The sequence below is a fragment of the Sulfitobacter geojensis genome, assembly GCF_000622325.1.
Classification (GTDB): Bacteria; Pseudomonadota; Alphaproteobacteria; order Rhodobacterales; family Rhodobacteraceae; genus Sulfitobacter; species Sulfitobacter geojensis.
This window is the reverse complement of record NZ_JASE01000005.1, coordinates 684,865-700,209: the sequence shown is the minus strand read 5'-3', so window position 1 is coordinate 700,209 and position 15,345 is coordinate 684,865. Positions and strand designations below refer to the sequence as shown.

Genomic DNA, 15,345 nt, shown 5'->3' with positions numbered 1-15,345 from the left:
GTTCCACGAGTATGAACAAGTTCATGCTGCTAGGAACATCCTTAGAAAGGAGGTGATCCAGCCGCAGGTTCCCCTACGGCTACCTTGTTACGACTTCACCCCAGTCGCTGATCCTACCGTGGCCGCCTGCCTCCCCGAAGGGTTAGCGCAGCGTCGTCGGGTAGAACCAACTCCCATGGTGTGACGGGCGGTGTGTACAAGGCCCGGGAACGTATTCACCGCGTCATGCTGTTACGCGATTACTAGCGATTCCGACTTCATGGGGTCGAGTTGCAGACCCCAATCCGAACTGAGACAGCTTTTTGGGATTAACCCATTGTCACTGCCATTGTAGCACGTGTGTAGCCCAACCCGTAAGGGCCATGAGGACTTGACGTCATCCACACCTTCCTCCCGCTTATCACGGGCAGTTTCTTTAGAGTGCCCAGCCGAACTGCTGGCAACTAAAGATGTGGGTTGCGCTCGTTGCCGGACTTAACCGAACATCTCACGACACGAGCTGACGACAGCCATGCAGCACCTGTCACTGCGTCCCCGAAGGGAACGTACCATCTCTGGTAGTGGCACAGGATGTCAAGGGTTGGTAAGGTTCTGCGCGTTGCTTCGAATTAAACCACATGCTCCACCGCTTGTGCGGGCCCCCGTCAATTCCTTTGAGTTTTAATCTTGCGACCGTACTCCCCAGGCGGAATGCTTAATCCGTTAGGTGTGTCACCGAATAGCATGCTACCCGACGACTGGCATTCATCGTTTACGGTGTGGACTACCAGGGTATCTAATCCTGTTTGCTCCCCACACTTTCGTACCTCAGCGTCAGTATCGAGCCAGTGAGCCGCCTTCGCCACTGGTGTTCCTCCAAATATCTACGAATTTCACCTCTACACTTGGAATTCCACTCACCTCTCTCGAACTCAAGACCAGGAGTTTAGGAGGCAGTTCCGAGGTTGAGCCTCGGGATTTCACCCCCTACTTTCTGATCCGCCTACGTACGCTTTACGCCCAGTAATTCCGAACAACGCTAACCCCCTCCGTATTACCGCGGCTGCTGGCACGGAGTTAGCCGGGGTTTCTTTACTAGGTACTGTCATTATCATCCCTAGCGAAAGTGCTTTACGACCCTAAGGCCTTCATCACACACGCGGCATGGCTAGATCAGGCTTGCGCCCATTGTCTAAGATTCCCCACTGCTGCCTCCCGTAGGAGTCTGGGCCGTGTCTCAGTCCCAGTGTTGCTGATCATCCTCTAAAACCAGCTAAAGATCGTAGACTTGGTAGGCCATTACCCCACCAACTATCTAATCTTACGCGGGCCAATCTTTCACCGATAAATCTTTCCCCCAAAGGGCGTATACGGTATTACTCTCAGTTTCCCGAGGCTATTCCGTAGTGAAAGGTATGTTCCCACGCGTTACTAACCCGTCCGCCGCTCGCCCCGAAGGGTGCGCTCGACTTGCATGTGTTAGGCCTGCCGCCAGCGTTCGTTCTGAGCCAGGATCAAACTCTCAAGTTGAAATGATCTTACGATCATATCCTTGACGTCGAACCTCTGCACATCATCCAATAGGCCTTACTGAAACCTATTGAACATTTTCTCTGTTTGTTGTGCTTTGAGTTACCAAAGTAACCGAAAGCCGCCAAACAGTGAAGCTGACACTCCATAATCAGACCGAAGTCCTAGGAGCGTGATATGTAGAGGTTGATCCATCGAATGAACCAAACCGCCCACATATCTCTTCAGATATTTAATTTTCAAACAGCGTAGAGACAAAAGTGACTGGATGCGCCCTAACTTATCGGCGCGCCCCGCCCTAGTACCTCAAAAATTTCTCTTCTTACCGTTCCGACCTCTGTCTGCGTCTCCGCTTCCGTCTGGCCCGTCCGGCGTCCCGTTGGAGCGTCTCTGCTCGTCCGGTAAGGGGGGTTCTAAGGTTAGTGGCTCAGACCCGCAAGCGCTTTTTTCAAGAAATACGAAGTTTTTGTAACTCAATCCAAAATCCCCATGAAAACAGCCCCTTACACCCAAATCATTGCGCAAAACCCCGCCCAAAAGACGCTTTATTGCTCTGACCAAAGGGCAACCAAACACACGCCCCCACAACATCTGGGGTTATCCACAGCCTTATCAACAAGTCCAAACAAGACTCACCCCCGCAGCGCTAACAATTCCCGCCCGATTCACACGATTCACGCCAACGACTCGGACAAAACCGCCAAATGTGAATCACTGAATCGCGCGATTCATACCGAGACAGCGTGAAATGACTTTGCAGAACGCCCAAGATTCGATCCGTCGCGCCTGATTCCGCACCGATCTTTCGCCAGAACTCCATGGAATCGTCCCGGCCTTCGCCCTAAACGCGAAAAACCGCCCCTTGGGACGGCTTTTCGAGCTTCACTATATATACTGTCCCTCTACGCGGGGGATCTGGCGCGCCGCTTCGGCCAATATCGCAATGCCAGCAATCCCAGTATCACCGCCAGATAGATCAGGGGTTCGATCTGGATGCCTTTTACCAACCATATGTAATGCACCCCGCCCAGAATCACCGCGGGATAGGTTAGTTTGTGCAGCTTGCGCCATGTCGGCCCCAGCTTTCGCACCGACCAGTTGTTTGATGTGACCGCCAAGGGCAGCAAAAGGGCGAAGCCCGCCATGCCGATGGTGATATAGGGACGTTTGATAATATCCTCGATCACACGTCCCAGCGTTTGCACATCCAATATGGCCCAGACCAGCAGGTGAAAGCTTACATAGGTAAACGCCATGATCCCCAAGCTCCGGCGGAACTTGATCAGGTTGATCCCTAGATGCTGGCGCAGCGGCGTGATGCATAATCCGGCGATCAACAGCTGCAAGGCCATCTCGCCGTATTTATGCTCAAGCGGTTTCACCGGATCGGGGCCAAGGTTGCCCGTCACCGCCAGATAAAAGAAGTACGGCGCAGGCAGAAGACAAAGTATATAGACAACCCAGGTCGGCACGCGCCGCGCGGTTGTGTTAATCTGATCTATGATCTTGTCCATCTGCCCTATCCGCGCCCCTGCGACCGGTCCCGCCTATACTATATATATGCGTTAAAAATTCGCCTTCAGGTCCATGCCTTCATACAGCGATGCGACCTCTTCCTCATATCCGTTGAACATGAGGGTGGGCTGGCGTTTGGCAAACAGCCCGCCACCGACCATGCGTTCGCTCGCCTGCGACCAACGCGGATGGCTCACTTCGGGGTTCACATTACTATAGAACCCGTATTCGCGCGCATTCGCCTTGTTCCAGCTGGTCGGCGGTTCCTTATCCGTCAACGTGATCCGCACAATCGACTTGATGGATTTGAACCCGTACTTCCACGGCACAACCAACCGCATCGGTGCGCCGTTCTGGTTCGGGATCGGCTTACCGTATATCCCCGTCGCCATAAGCGTCAGCGGGTGCAGCGCCTCGTCCAGCCGCAATCCTTCGACATAGGGCCAGTCCAGCGCGGGGAAGCGCACGCCGGGCATTTCGTCCGGACGGTTCGCGGTTTCAAAGGCCACGTATTTCGCTTGCCCCTGCACACCGGCCATCGCCAGCAGATCGGCCAGCTCGAAACCGTTCCACGGGATCACCATCGACCACGCCTCAACACAACGGAAACGATAGATGCGCTCCTCGATGGTCATGGCGTCCATAATGTCAGCCATCGCGTAATCACCGGGCTTATCGACCATCCCGTCGATCTTGACCGTCCACGGCGATGTGGTCAGCCTATGCGCGTTGCGGGCGGGATCGGTCTTGCCCGTGCCGAATTCGTAATAATTATTGTACTGGGTGATGTCCTCATAGGAATTCGGCTCAAGCCCTTCGGTCGCGGCCTGCCCTTGTCCTGCCATTGCGGCCAAACCCACACCCGCTGCCGCACCTGCAATCAATTGCCGCCGGTTCAAAAACGCGGCTTCCGGTGTCACGTCTTGCGGGGTTAAAGTGTTCGTCCAGCGATAGGCCATTGCAACAATCTCCTTATTAAGGTGACCTTTAGGTAGGTCGGACGCGGCCAGTCACCAAACCAAAAGACACTACATTACACAAAACACACTGGAATGTGCGGAACCGCCTCCGACATCACAAGCCGGTGACGTTACCTAGACGACCGGTCTATTATCTATTAGTTCACCCCTATGAGCGAACAAACCAAATCCGACCTCAAGCGCCAGCATATTCTGGATACCGGACGCGCCCTTGTTATCGAACACGGGTTCGGCGGTGTCGGGATCGCCCGCTTGCTCAGCGAATGTAACATCCCCAAAGGATCGTTCTATTATTACTTCGCATCCAAGGATGCCTTTGGTCAGGCCCTGCTACAGGATTACGTCCACGACTACCTTTCCCGCATCGACACACTATTCACCGATGCTGGCACGGCATACGCCAAACTGGATAAATTCTGGTCGGCGTGGTTGGCGCAGGCGGGCAGCGAAGGCATCGCAACACAATGTCTGGTGGTCAAACTCGGGGCCGAGGTGGCGGATCTGTCCGAAGACATGCGCATCATCCTCGATGATGGCGTCGATAAACTGGTCACGCGCATTGCGGGCCTGTTGCGCGACGGCGTTCAGGACGGAACGGTGCGCTCTTTTGCAGACCCCGATGCCACGGCGCGGATGCTCTATGCGAAATGGCTCGGTGCGGCCATTCTCGCGAAACTCTCACGCACACAAACACCTCTGGAACAGGCGCTGGCCGAAACATCCAACCACCTGTCCCCTCATAACACCTAAGGAAAATACAATGAAAGCTGCAATTCACGATACATTCGGGGAACCTGTAGACGTTCTCAAATCCGCCGATGTGGCCAAACCTGCCCCCGCAGAGGGCGAAGTGCTGGTCAAGATGACGCTGTCCCCCATCCACAATCACGACCTTTGGACCGTGCGCGGCAACTATGGCTACACGCCCGAATTGCCCGGTGCGATCGGCGGGACAGAAGCGCTCGGCACGATCGAAGCCGTCGGTGAAGGTGTCGACGATGCGATGATCGGCAAGCGTATCACCATCGCGGGCATCCACGGCAGCTGGGCTGAATACTTCACCGCGCCTGCCACCGGTGTTCTGCCCCTGCCCGATGTGATCAGCGACACGGTCGGCGCGCAGCTGATCGCGATGCCGTTCAGCGCAATTTCCCTGCTTGAAACGCTCAAGGCGAAAAAGGGCGATTGGATCGTACAGTCTGCGGCCAATGGTGCCGTTGGTAAAATCATGACCGTGCTCGCGAAATCGCGTGGCATCAATCTGGTGAACCTCGTGCGCCGCCCCGAAGCGGTGAAAGAACTCGATGACATGGGCATCGACAACGTGCTGTCCACATCTGAGGACGGCTGGATGGACAAGGCCCGCGCCCTGATTGGTAAGGCCGGTGCGGTATCCGCCATCGATTCCGTTGGTGGTGATCTCAGCAGCGATTTGGTTGATCTGTTGGGACTGGACGGCGAACTGGTTGTGTTCGGCACGGCGACAGGTGCGCCTATGCCACTCTCCTCAGGTGCGCTGATCATGAAGCACATTACCGTCAAAGGATTCTGGGGCTCGCGCGTCAGTGGCGATATGGACCCGGACGAGCGCAAACGTCTGATCACCGAACTGGTGACATTGGCCGCGACGGGTGAATTGACGCTGGAAGACGGCGGCACCTATCCGATTGACCAAGTAACCGACGCAATGAAAGCGGCACTGACACCGGGCCGCGCGGGCAAGGTGATGCTGCGCGGGTAACCGCGCCCCTTGTAAGAAACGTAAAAAGGCCGGGGAATTCCCCGGCCTTTTTCTATTGTATATAGTGTCGCGGCTTAATGCACCGTGGCCTCGTCAGGCTTGGGCCGGTTGCTGGCCGCAATCCGGTCCCCGATGATCAACCCGTCCGCACCGGCTGTAACCTCGATCCGGTCACCGTCGCGGATATCCCCCGACAGCAACATCTCGGCCAACGGATTTTGCAACGTCCGCTGGATGACCCGCTTCAAAGGCCGTGCACCGAACACCGGATCGTAGCCTTCATCAGCCAGCCATTTGCGCGCACCTTCGTCCAAAGCCAGATCAATCTTGCGCCCTGCAAGCCGTTTCAGCAAACGACCCATCTGGATATCAACGATACCTGCCATGTCCTCGCGTGCCAGACGGTCAAAGATCACTGTTTCATCCAACCGGTTCAGGAACTCGGGCCGGAAGTGCGCCCGCACCGCGTCCATCACATCCCGCTTGGCACCCGCCATGTCACCGCCTTCGGGCAGCTGGCTCAGCGCTTGCGCACCCAAATTGGACGTCAGAATGATCAGCGTCTGCTTGAAATCGACCGTGCGGCCCTGACCATCGGTCAGCACACCATCGTCCAAGACCTGCAACAGCACGTTGAACACATCGGGGTGTGCTTTTTCGACCTCGTCGAACAGCACAACCTGATACGGACGACGCCGGACAGCTTCGGTCAGCACACCACCTTCGTCGTATCCGACATAGCCGGGAGGGGCACCGATCAGACGTGCAACCGCGTGTTTCTCCATGAACTCAGACATGTCGATACGCACCATCGCGTTGTCATCGTCAAACAGGAACTCAGCCACGGCCTTGGTCAGCTCGGTTTTACCTACGCCGGTTGGCCCAAGGAACAGGAACGACCCAAGCGGACGGTTCTCGTCATTCAGACCCGCACGCGCACGGCGCACCGCATTGGCCACGGCTGTCACGGCAGAATTCTGCCCGATCACCCGACCATGCAACTGGTCTTCCATGCGCAGCAGCTTGTCGCGCTCGCCTTCCAACATCTTGCCTGCCGGAATACCGGTCCAGCGTTCCACAACACTCGCGATCTGGTCAGGGCGCACGGCTTCTTCCACCATCATCCCTTCCTCACGCGCTTCCGCCGCTTCCAGCTCTTTTTCAAGCTGCGGGATCACGCCGTAAGACAGCTCACCCGCCTTGGCGAGGTTCCCTTCACGTTTGGCGATATCCAGATCAGCGCGCGCGCGGTCCAGCTTTTCCTTGATGTCGCGCGCACCGGCCAGCTTGTCACGTTCTGCCTGCCAGCTTGCAGTCATTTCCGCGGAACGTTCCTGCAAATCGGCCAGATCTTTCTGCAAGGTCTCAAGCCGGTCTTTCGACGCCTGATCATCCTCCAGCTTCAATGCGGCTTCTTCGATCTGCAACTGCATGATCTGGCGGTCCAGCGCGTCCAGCTCTTCGGGCTTGCTGTCCACTTCCATGCGCAAACGGCTCGCCGCCTCGTCCATCAGGTCAATCGCCTTGTCCGGCAGGAACCGGTCGGTGATATAACGATGGCTCAACGTCGCCGCCGCAACCAACGCGCTGTCGGCAATACGCACACCGTGGTGCAATTCGTACTTCTCTTTAATACCGCGCAGGATGGAAATCGTGTCTTCGACCGTCGGCTCCTGCACGATTACAGGCTGGAACCGCCGCGCCAAAGCCGCGTCCTTTTCAACGTGCTTGCGATATTCATCCAGCGTGGTTGCACCGATACAGTGCAATTCGCCCCGCGCCAGCGCAGGTTTCAACAGGTTGGACGCATCCATCGCGCCATCCGCCTTGCCCGCACCGACCAGCGTGTGCATCTCGTCGATGAACAACACGATCTCGCCGGCGGCTTCCGTCACCTCGGTCAGAACCGCTTTCAGGCGTTCCTCAAACTCGCCACGATACTTTGCACCGGCGATCAACGCGCCCATGTCCAGCGACAGCAACTTTTTGTTGCGCAAGGATTCCGGCACGTCGCCATTCACAATGCGCAGGGCCAAACCTTCGGCGATCGCGGTCTTACCCACGCCGGGTTCACCGATCAGCACCGGATTGTTCTTGGTCCGGCGGCTCAACACCTGCATAGCGCGGCGAATTTCCTCGTCGCGTCCAATGATTGGATCAATCCGGCCCTCTTCGGCCCGTGCCGTCAAATCCGTGCTGTATTTCTTCAGCGCCTCATAGCCGTCTTCGGCACTGGCTGTGTCCGCGGTGCGTCCCTTGCGAATGTCATTGATCGCGGCGTTCAGCCCTTGGGCCGTCACCTTACCCGCCTCAAGCGCCGTCTTGGCCCCCGATTTGATCATGCACAGCGCCATCAGAATTCGTTCAACCGGCACAAAGCTGTCGCCTGCCTTCTTGGCCAGCGTCTCGGCTTCGGCCAGAACTTTGGTGGTTGTGTTGTCCAGATAAACCTGTGCGGCGTCGCCTGTCACTTTGGGCAGCTTGCCCATCGACAGCTGCAATGCCTCGCGTACGCGGTTCGCATCGGCGCCAGCCGCAGAAATCAGATTGCTGGCCAAGCCCTGATCATCATCCAGCAGTGCTTGCAGAATATGTTCGGGTGTCAGCCGTTGGTGGTTCTCGCGTGTTGCGATGGTTTGTGCCGCTTGGATAAACCCGCGCGACCGCTCCGTGAACTTGCTCAAGTCCATGGTATTTCTCCTTTTTATAAGCGCCCGATGATGTTGCGCCCGCTTGGCGGCACGCGTCTGTTTGGGCCTCTAGATATATTTGGGAACCGCTTGCGCTGGTTCAAGCCGCACGCGCGGCAAAATCCGGGTTTCGCCCCGATAAATTCCATAAACTGCGCGACTGACGGAAAATATTTCACAAGATCACGACAGAGTTATACCGAGCTATCCTCATTGTTTTCAAATATTTATTCAAAGTTACCCACAGCCAATTAGCTAAATTGGAACCAATTAGGGGCTTCACCGGTTCTTACCATAATAATTGCAACCATATCAGCACAAAGACAGAAAGGCCCGAGGTGCCAAATGTTTACCAGCCCGATCCAGTTGAGCGAAGTCCGTTATAACGCCGCTGAACAGCAATTCGAAGCCGCCGTGCGCGTCCATGACAACGGGATCGAGCGCACATACGCTTGTGCCATCCCCGCGCCCATTTCGACCAGCTTTGAGGACGCCGCACAGGGGCTGACAAAGCAGGCATTGCGTCGGCACGCAAAACGCGGCGGGATGTTCTCCCACATCGCCTCGCCCGCGCTTCGACTGCACGCAGGTAAACGTTCATTTGATCCGGCACGCTGGCTTGAGGGGCTGATGCAGCATCCAAACAGCTCTGCGGCCTAACGGTCACCGCCGCGGATTTGACCGAAACCGAAATTCTTTCCCCTTTTTCAAACAGCCGCAGACCAACAATATAAATCCAAGACCCACAAAAAGGGTCAGGCACCGGAGGCGTAAAATGCAGATCAAGACAGTAACACCAGAGACAGTCAGGTATAATTCCGCAAACAACATGTTCGAGGCGATTGTCGAACTCAAAGCTGCGGGCAGCGTGTACCACTATCCCTGCGCCGTTGAGGGCCCGTTGATGATGCCGCTCGCCATGGCCGGTTTCAAACTGACCCAGCAGGCCAAGCAGCGTCACGCCAGCGGCGACAGCCTGCGCACCCGTCGCATTGAAACCGCTGAAGACAAAGCAACGGCACCGCAACTGCGCGCTGCGTAACACGAAATTCCCATAGGCAGGTCCCATGGGAGCGCGCATTCGACCCCGCGCCCTCCCGATCTGTTTGCCACAGGGGCAGGCGCATGCTTGCGCGCCCGTCATCCCCTGTGAACCTAGGCCGGACGCATCCCTCCCCCCCGCGTCCGGCTTTTTCTTTTCTCTCCCCCACCAGTAGACAGCTCCCTCCTTGGCGCGTAAGTCAGGATCGTTTGCATTTTTCCCAGCAGGAGCCTGCCCATGTCGCTTTCCCCCTCAGATGACCGCCTGATTGTTGCCCTTGATGTTCCCAACGCCGTTGCGGGCCTGGCACTGGCGGACAAACTTGGCGATGCGGTATCGTTTTATAAAATCGGACTGGGCATGTTGACCGGTGGCGGACTAGCGTTGGCCAACGAGCTAAAGCAGGAACAGGGCAAACGTATCTTTCTGGATATGAAATTGTTCGACATCGGGGCCACGGTCGAAGCTGCCGTGCGCGGCTTGGCGCAATTCGATCTGGATTTCCTGACTGTGCACGGCGATCCCCATGTGGTGCGCGCCGCAAAGGAAGGTGCCGCTGGCAGCAATCTGAAAATCCTCGGCGTGACCATTCTCACCTCTCTTGATCGCGCGGATCTGGACGCCGCGCTCATCCAGCAGGGTGATTTGCCCGATCTGGTACTGACCCGTGCCGCCCGTGCTTTGGACGCCGGTGCCGATGGCGTCATCGCCTCCCCTCAGGAAGCCGCCGCAATCCGCGCCCTGCCCGAGGCTGCGGGCAAGTTGATTGTCACCCCCGGTGTGCGTCCTCAAGGGGCTGACCTTGGCGATCAAAAACGTGTGACAACCCCGGCGCAGGCGGTCGCGAACGGCGTGGATCACATCGTCGTGGGCCGCCCGATCTGGCAGGCACCCGACCCGGCCGCCGCGGCCCGCGCTATACTGGAAGAACTTGCTGCATGACCAGATTCAACCTGTGACTGTAGCAATAACAGCACAATCGGGTTGCTAGCAGGCAAGTCTGGAAATCCTGACTATGTCATCGAGGGCCTAGGTGCTAAGCTGACCCTAGGTGATACTCCCCGACGAACTGGTTCTTCCTGATGTTCGTCACCTTTCCCCCCGCTTAAGGCAGCGGGGGTTTTCTTGACCGGCTTGTCACTCACACTCCGCAAGATAGACGCGCAACCTGTCCTGAAACGCTGGTATCGCCTTGGGATGCCTCAGAAATTCGGCGACCTCCATCAGCTGCCATCCCTGCCCCTCATCCCCGAAAACAATGTCGTTTGCGCCAGAGCTGGGCAAATGGCCCACGTAAAACCATACCCGTTCACCGCATGATGCGCTGGAAAAACGCCGCCCCCACACAATATCTTGTGGTTCAATCCTTAGTCCCAGCTCCTCAAAACACTCCCGCTGCACACAGGCCAAAGGCGTTTCGCCGCCCTCCCGACCGCCGCCGGGCAGGTCCCAATGCCCCGCATATGGCAAATCAGCAACATTATCGCGCAGGATCACCACAAGCCGCGCGCCCAGAAACAGCGCCAGTTTCGCCCCCTCGAATGCAGCATCATCGCATGTGTTCATTTCCGGCCCCTTTCGTTATTCTGCTACCCGAACCCTTAAAATCCGGTGCCCCGCTATGGCCGCTCTCTGCCGCGATTGCCTGTCCCAAATTACCCCCGCGCGGCGCTGCTCTGCCTGCGGCAGTCCGCGTGTACTGGTGCACGACGAACTCGACAGCCTGTGCATCGCGCATATGGATTGCGACGCCTTTTATGCCTCCGTCGAAAAACGCGACAACCCCGAACTGAACGGCAAACCCGTGATCATCGGTGGCGGGCGGCGCGGTGTGGTGTCCACTGCCTGTTACGTTGCGCGTATTCGCGGTGTGCGTTCCGCCATGCCGATGTTTCAGGCGCTGAAACTCTGTCCCGATGCCGTCATCATCAAACCCCGCATGGGTGCCTATGTCGAGGCATCCCGCGCCATTCGCGCCATGATGGAGGAACTGACCCCCGCCATCGAACCCCTGTCGCTGGACGAGGCGTTTCTGGACATGACCGGCACCGCGCGTCTGCATGGTGCGCCGCCCGCCGTTATGCTCGCACGGCTGGTGCGCCGGATGAAAGAAGAGTTGGGCCTGACGGGCTCCATTGGCCTCAGCCACAATAAATTCCTCGCCAAGGTCGCCTCCGATCTTGATAAGCCGCACGGGTTTTCGGTCATCGGCAAAGCGGAAACCGCCGATTTCCTGCGCGACCGCCCTGTAAAACTGATCTGGGGTGTGGGTGCCGTGTCGCAGGTCGCACTGGACAAGGCCGGCATCCGCACGTTTTCCGATCTGCTGCGCTGGGACAAAACCGATCTGATTGCGCGGTTCGGCGGCATGGGCGAACGCCTGTGGCATCTGGCGCGCGGGCAGGACCACCGCCGCATTTCACCCAATGATCCGGTGAAATCCGTGTCCAAGGAAACCACATTTTCCGAGAATACCGGAGATCCCGACATCCTTGACGGGCACCTGTGGCGACTGTCCGAACAGGTTGCCGACCGCGCCAAGGCCAAAGACATCGCCGGCCGCATTGTCACCCTGAAACTCAAACGCGGCGACTTCAAGGGGCTGACGCGGCGCGTCTCCCTCAGTGATCCCACGCAATTGGCCGACCGGATTTACCGCAACGCCCGCGCCCTGTTTGACCAGCTCGACGAAACCGGCCCTTACCGCCTGATCGGTGTCGGCATCTCCGATCTCAGCCCTGCCGCCGAAGGGGCCGATCTGGCCGGTGATTTGTTGGACCCCGACGCGGGTCAGCGCAGCAAAGCCGAGCGCGCCACCGATGCAATCCGCGCGCGTTACGGGGCCAAGGCGATCGTCAAGGGGCGCGCGTTGCGCTAGCGCAAAGGGCCGTGAACTGCGCCAACGCGTTCTTTGCCTTTTCGGTAATCTCCGCCTGTGAGGCGCGGCCTTGCTCTGCATCGGGCTGGGCATAACCCGTCTGAACCCAGCCTGATCCGCTATTCCGCTGCAAGTGGCACGCGTCCCATCCCGATCCGCGCCACTTCGGCCACCACCTGACGCAACGCCCGTTGCACGTCCTCGAAATCCCCGTTCGGACGGATCAGCGTTTCGTTCATATAAAGCGAACGATCAATTTCGACCTGCACCGCATGTTGCGCCCGCGCCGGTTTGCCATAAGCCTGTGTAATATAGGCACCGGCAAACGGCGTGTTACGCGTGACGACGAAACCCGCTGCCGCAAATGCGGCCTCCACGCGGTCTACGACCTCGCCTGCCGCAGCCGCGCCAAACCGGTCACCCAGCACAATATCGGGGCGTTTCACCCCGGATTTCGCCACCCCGTCCATCGCCTCATGCGGCATGGAATGACAATCAATCAGCACCGCTTGCCCATGACGCTGATGTGCCGCGTCCAGAAGGTCCTGCAATTTCTGATGATAAGGCCGCCAGTATTTTTCGATTCGCCGCTGCGCCTCTGCACCGGTCAACTTGCCGCGATAAATCGCCCGCCCGTTGGCCACCACACGGGGAATCACCCCCAGACCGGATGCGATGCGCGGGTTATGTCCCTGCCGGCGCACCCCTTCGATCAACGCAGGGTCCAGTTCTTCTGCTGCGCGGTTCAAATCCACAAACGCACGCGGGGCCCCCGCCTTGATGAAAACGGCACCGTGTTCAGGGGCACAATCGAACATCAGATCGACAAAAGCGTCCTCTGAACTGCGAATCGCATGTTCATCCAGCACAGTTGAGCGCAAAAACGACCACGGATAGTCCCGCCCGGAGTGGGGCGAGGCGAAAACCACGCAGGACCGATCCTTCGCCGGTGTGATAACTTCATATGCTGACTTGGGCATAGGGCCCCCTTTGCGGCTAACATAAACCAATTTCCGCGAATGCCAAAAGCCCCCTTGATCGTCGCCGCGCAACCTTTTATAGCGACCCAACCGGCGCGGTATCTCGCGCCCCGTTTTTATTTGGGGCTGGGGATTTGCGCGGGAAAAGTGGGTGATTAGCTCAGCGGTAGAGCACTTCGTTGACATCGAAGGGGTCACTGGTTCGATCCCAGTATCGCCCACCACGAAATTCACTGGCCTTGGGGTTCCAAGGTCGCCCGTAACCCGGCGCTGGTCCTTGTCTGATGATAAGGCGGGGCCACAGATGGAAGGATAAGAACATGAAAGTTCGCAATTCGCTCCGCTCGCTCAAGAACCGGCACCGTGATTGCCGTGTTGTGCGTCGCAAGGGCCGCGTTTACGTGATCAACAAAACGCAGCGCCGGTTCAAAGCCCGCCAGGGTTGATATTGAACTGAATGCTACAGCGCATCAGCGTGTGTTATAAAAAGGCTGCCTTTTCAGGGCAGCCTTTTTGCTTTGCGGTGTGTGACCAACACCCGTACCGCCATATCAGACACTGGAAATGATACCGGACTTGGATATGCTACAAGCATCAGCGCTCGGGGATACCCATGTCTGCACAGCTTGGACGCATCATCATCTACACCAAACAGCTTGACGCCGTTGCCGATTTTTACGTCACCCATTTCGGGTTCGACCTCCAGCGGCTTGACGGCGACCGGATCGTCGAACTGGTCTCGCGCGGGACAGGCGCAAACATTCTTCTGCATCCAATGCCTGAAAAGCGCAAAGAAGGACAAACGCTGCTCAAGCTCGTGTTCGATGTAAAAGATGTCGATGACTTTTGCCGCCAGTCAAAAGAACGCGGGCTTGAATTCGGACCGATCCATCGCGCGGACGGCTACAGTTTCGCCAATACCAAAGATCCGGCTAAAAATTCGATATCTGTTTCCAGCAGGGCCTTTGCAGGGCTGTAGACCGTCCCTTGCGCAACCCGACCTGCGCCTTGCAAACACAATCTCTTGAACCTTTGCCCTCCAATGCCTCTGGCCCTCACCATCCGAACAAGGCAAGTTGCCCGCGAAACCATAATTCAAGCGAGGCCACGATGACCGAATACACTCCCCCCAAAGTCTGGACACACGACGCCGAATCCGGTGGCCGCTTTGCTTCCATCAACCGCCCCGTCGCTGGTCCTACATCCGAAAAAGACCTGCCCGTGGGCAAGCACCCGCTGCAACTCTACTCCCTCGCCACACCCAATGGCGTCAAAGTCACGGTCCTGCTCGAAGAGCTGCTGGCCGCCGGTCACACGGGCGCGGAGTATGACGCATGGATCATCAACATCATGGAAGGAGATCAATTCACCTCCGGTTTTGTTGGCGCGAATCCGAACTCCAAAATCCCTGCCATGATGGATCATTCCGGCGACAAACCGCAGCGCATCTTCGAATCTGCCTCCATCATGCTGCATCTGGCGGAAAAGTTCGGCGCCTTCATCCCGACCGATCCGGCACAGCGCACCGAAATGATGAGCTGGCTGTTCTGGCAAATGGGCAGCGCCCCTTATCTTGGTGGCGGTTTTGGCCACTTCTATGCTTACGCGCCGCATAAAGACGAATACGCCATCAACCGTTTCACCATGGAAACCAAACGCCAGCTTGACGTGCTGGACCGTCATCTGGCCGACAACGACTACTTCGCCGGTGATTATTCCATCGCGGATATGGCGATCTGGGCGTGGTACGGCCAGCTGGTTCTGGGCCGCCTTTATGACGCGGCTGAATTCCTTGACGTGACATCCTACAAGAACGTGATGCGTTGGGCCAAGGCGATTGATGCGCGCCCCGCCGTTACACGCGGCCGCATGGTCAACCGCGCCTTTGGTGATGATCTGTCGATGCAATTGCACGAACGCCACGATGCGTCGGATTTCGAGACCAAGACACAAGACAAGATCGAAGCTGCCAAAGACAGCTGAACCAGACGCCCCGGCATCCGTGTCGGG

Annotated in this window: 14 protein-coding genes, 1 tRNA gene and 1 rRNA gene; 10 read left to right on the top strand and 6 right to left on the bottom strand. The window is 57.5% G+C overall.

Annotated elements, in window-relative coordinates:
- Positions 1-45: 45 nt before the first annotated feature.
- From Z947_RS0105460 to msrP, 3 genes are all read right to left on the bottom strand, one after another.
- A 16S ribosomal RNA gene (locus tag Z947_RS0105460) occupies positions 46-1,509 on the bottom strand.
- A 902-nt stretch (positions 1,510-2,411) separates the two neighbouring features.
- The gene (gene msrQ / locus Z947_RS0105455; RefSeq protein ID WP_179453251.1) at positions 2,412-3,023 is read right to left on the bottom strand and encodes a protein-methionine-sulfoxide reductase heme-binding subunit MsrQ; all 612 of its coding nucleotides are present in this window, start codon (positions 3,021-3,023) and stop codon (positions 2,412-2,414) included.
- Positions 3,024-3,074: 51 nt separating this feature from the next.
- Complete coding sequence (msrP, locus tag Z947_RS0105450) at positions 3,075-3,983, bottom strand: protein-methionine-sulfoxide reductase catalytic subunit MsrP (protein ID WP_025043308.1); 909 nt, start codon at positions 3,981-3,983, stop codon at positions 3,075-3,077.
- Positions 3,984-4,154: 171 nt separating this feature from the next.
- Between msrP and Z947_RS0105445 the strand changes: the two genes are divergently transcribed.
- A complete protein-coding gene (locus Z947_RS0105445; RefSeq protein WP_025043307.1) occupies positions 4,155-4,754 on the top strand; it encodes a TetR/AcrR family transcriptional regulator in 600 nt (199 codons plus the stop codon).
- Positions 4,755-4,764: 10 nt separating this feature from the next.
- Complete coding sequence (locus tag Z947_RS0105440) at positions 4,765-5,745, top strand: zinc-binding dehydrogenase (RefSeq protein ID WP_025043306.1); 981 nt, start codon at positions 4,765-4,767, stop codon at positions 5,743-5,745.
- A gap of 74 nt (positions 5,746-5,819) precedes the next feature.
- On the opposite strand, the gene clpB is transcribed toward Z947_RS0105440, so the two are convergent.
- Positions 5,820-8,435: an ATP-dependent chaperone ClpB gene (gene clpB, locus Z947_RS0105435; protein ID WP_025043305.1), complete on the bottom strand. Its 2,616-nt coding sequence runs from the start codon at positions 8,433-8,435 to the stop codon at positions 5,820-5,822.
- A gap of 345 nt (positions 8,436-8,780) precedes the next feature.
- On the opposite strand from clpB, the gene Z947_RS0105430 reads away from it, so the two are divergent.
- From Z947_RS0105430 to pyrF, 3 genes are all read left to right on the top strand, one after another.
- Positions 8,781-9,095, top strand: coding sequence for a hypothetical protein (locus tag Z947_RS0105430; RefSeq protein ID WP_025043304.1), 315 nt, complete (start codon positions 8,781-8,783; stop codon positions 9,093-9,095).
- Positions 9,096-9,210: 115 nt separating this feature from the next.
- On the top strand, positions 9,211-9,477 hold the full coding sequence (locus Z947_RS0105425; RefSeq protein WP_037938719.1) for a hypothetical protein: 267 nt from the start codon (positions 9,211-9,213) through the stop codon (positions 9,475-9,477).
- 237 nt (positions 9,478-9,714) lie between these two features.
- On the top strand, positions 9,715-10,419 hold the full coding sequence (gene pyrF, locus Z947_RS0105420) for an orotidine-5'-phosphate decarboxylase (RefSeq protein WP_025043302.1): 705 nt from the start codon (positions 9,715-9,717) through the stop codon (positions 10,417-10,419).
- Between the two features lie 195 nt (positions 10,420-10,614).
- Here pyrF and Z947_RS0105415 read toward each other — a convergent pair whose 3' ends face one another.
- Complete coding sequence (locus Z947_RS0105415) at positions 10,615-11,043, bottom strand: NUDIX hydrolase (protein WP_025043301.1); 429 nt, start codon at positions 11,041-11,043, stop codon at positions 10,615-10,617.
- 55 nt (positions 11,044-11,098) lie between these two features.
- Here Z947_RS0105415 and Z947_RS0105405 point away from each other — a divergent pair, with 55 nt between their 5' ends.
- Positions 11,099-12,355: a DNA polymerase IV gene (locus Z947_RS0105405; protein WP_081781118.1), complete on the top strand. Its 1,257-nt coding sequence runs from the start codon at positions 11,099-11,101 to the stop codon at positions 12,353-12,355.
- Positions 12,356-12,474: 119 nt separating this feature from the next.
- Here Z947_RS0105405 and Z947_RS0105400 read toward each other — a convergent pair whose 3' ends face one another.
- Complete coding sequence (locus tag Z947_RS0105400) at positions 12,475-13,335, bottom strand: N-formylglutamate amidohydrolase (protein ID WP_025043298.1); 861 nt, start codon at positions 13,333-13,335, stop codon at positions 12,475-12,477.
- 149 nt (positions 13,336-13,484) lie between these two features.
- On the opposite strand from Z947_RS0105400, the gene Z947_RS0105395 reads away from it, so the two are divergent.
- The 4 genes from Z947_RS0105395 to yghU all read left to right on the top strand — a co-directional run bounded on the left by Z947_RS0105395 (position 13,485) and on the right by yghU (position 15,318).
- A tRNA-Val gene (locus tag Z947_RS0105395) sits at positions 13,485-13,559 on the top strand.
- A 96-nt stretch (positions 13,560-13,655) separates the two neighbouring features.
- A complete protein-coding gene (gene ykgO, locus Z947_RS0105390; protein ID WP_005850168.1) occupies positions 13,656-13,781 on the top strand; it encodes a type B 50S ribosomal protein L36 in 126 nt (41 codons plus the stop codon).
- A gap of 167 nt (positions 13,782-13,948) precedes the next feature.
- Positions 13,949-14,314, top strand: a complete 366-nt coding sequence (locus Z947_RS0105385; RefSeq protein WP_025043297.1) for a VOC family protein — start codon at positions 13,949-13,951, stop codon at positions 14,312-14,314.
- A gap of 131 nt (positions 14,315-14,445) precedes the next feature.
- Complete coding sequence (gene yghU / locus Z947_RS0105380) at positions 14,446-15,318, top strand: glutathione-dependent disulfide-bond oxidoreductase (protein WP_025043296.1); 873 nt, start codon at positions 14,446-14,448, stop codon at positions 15,316-15,318.
- The last annotated feature ends 27 nt before the right edge of the window (positions 15,319-15,345 follow it).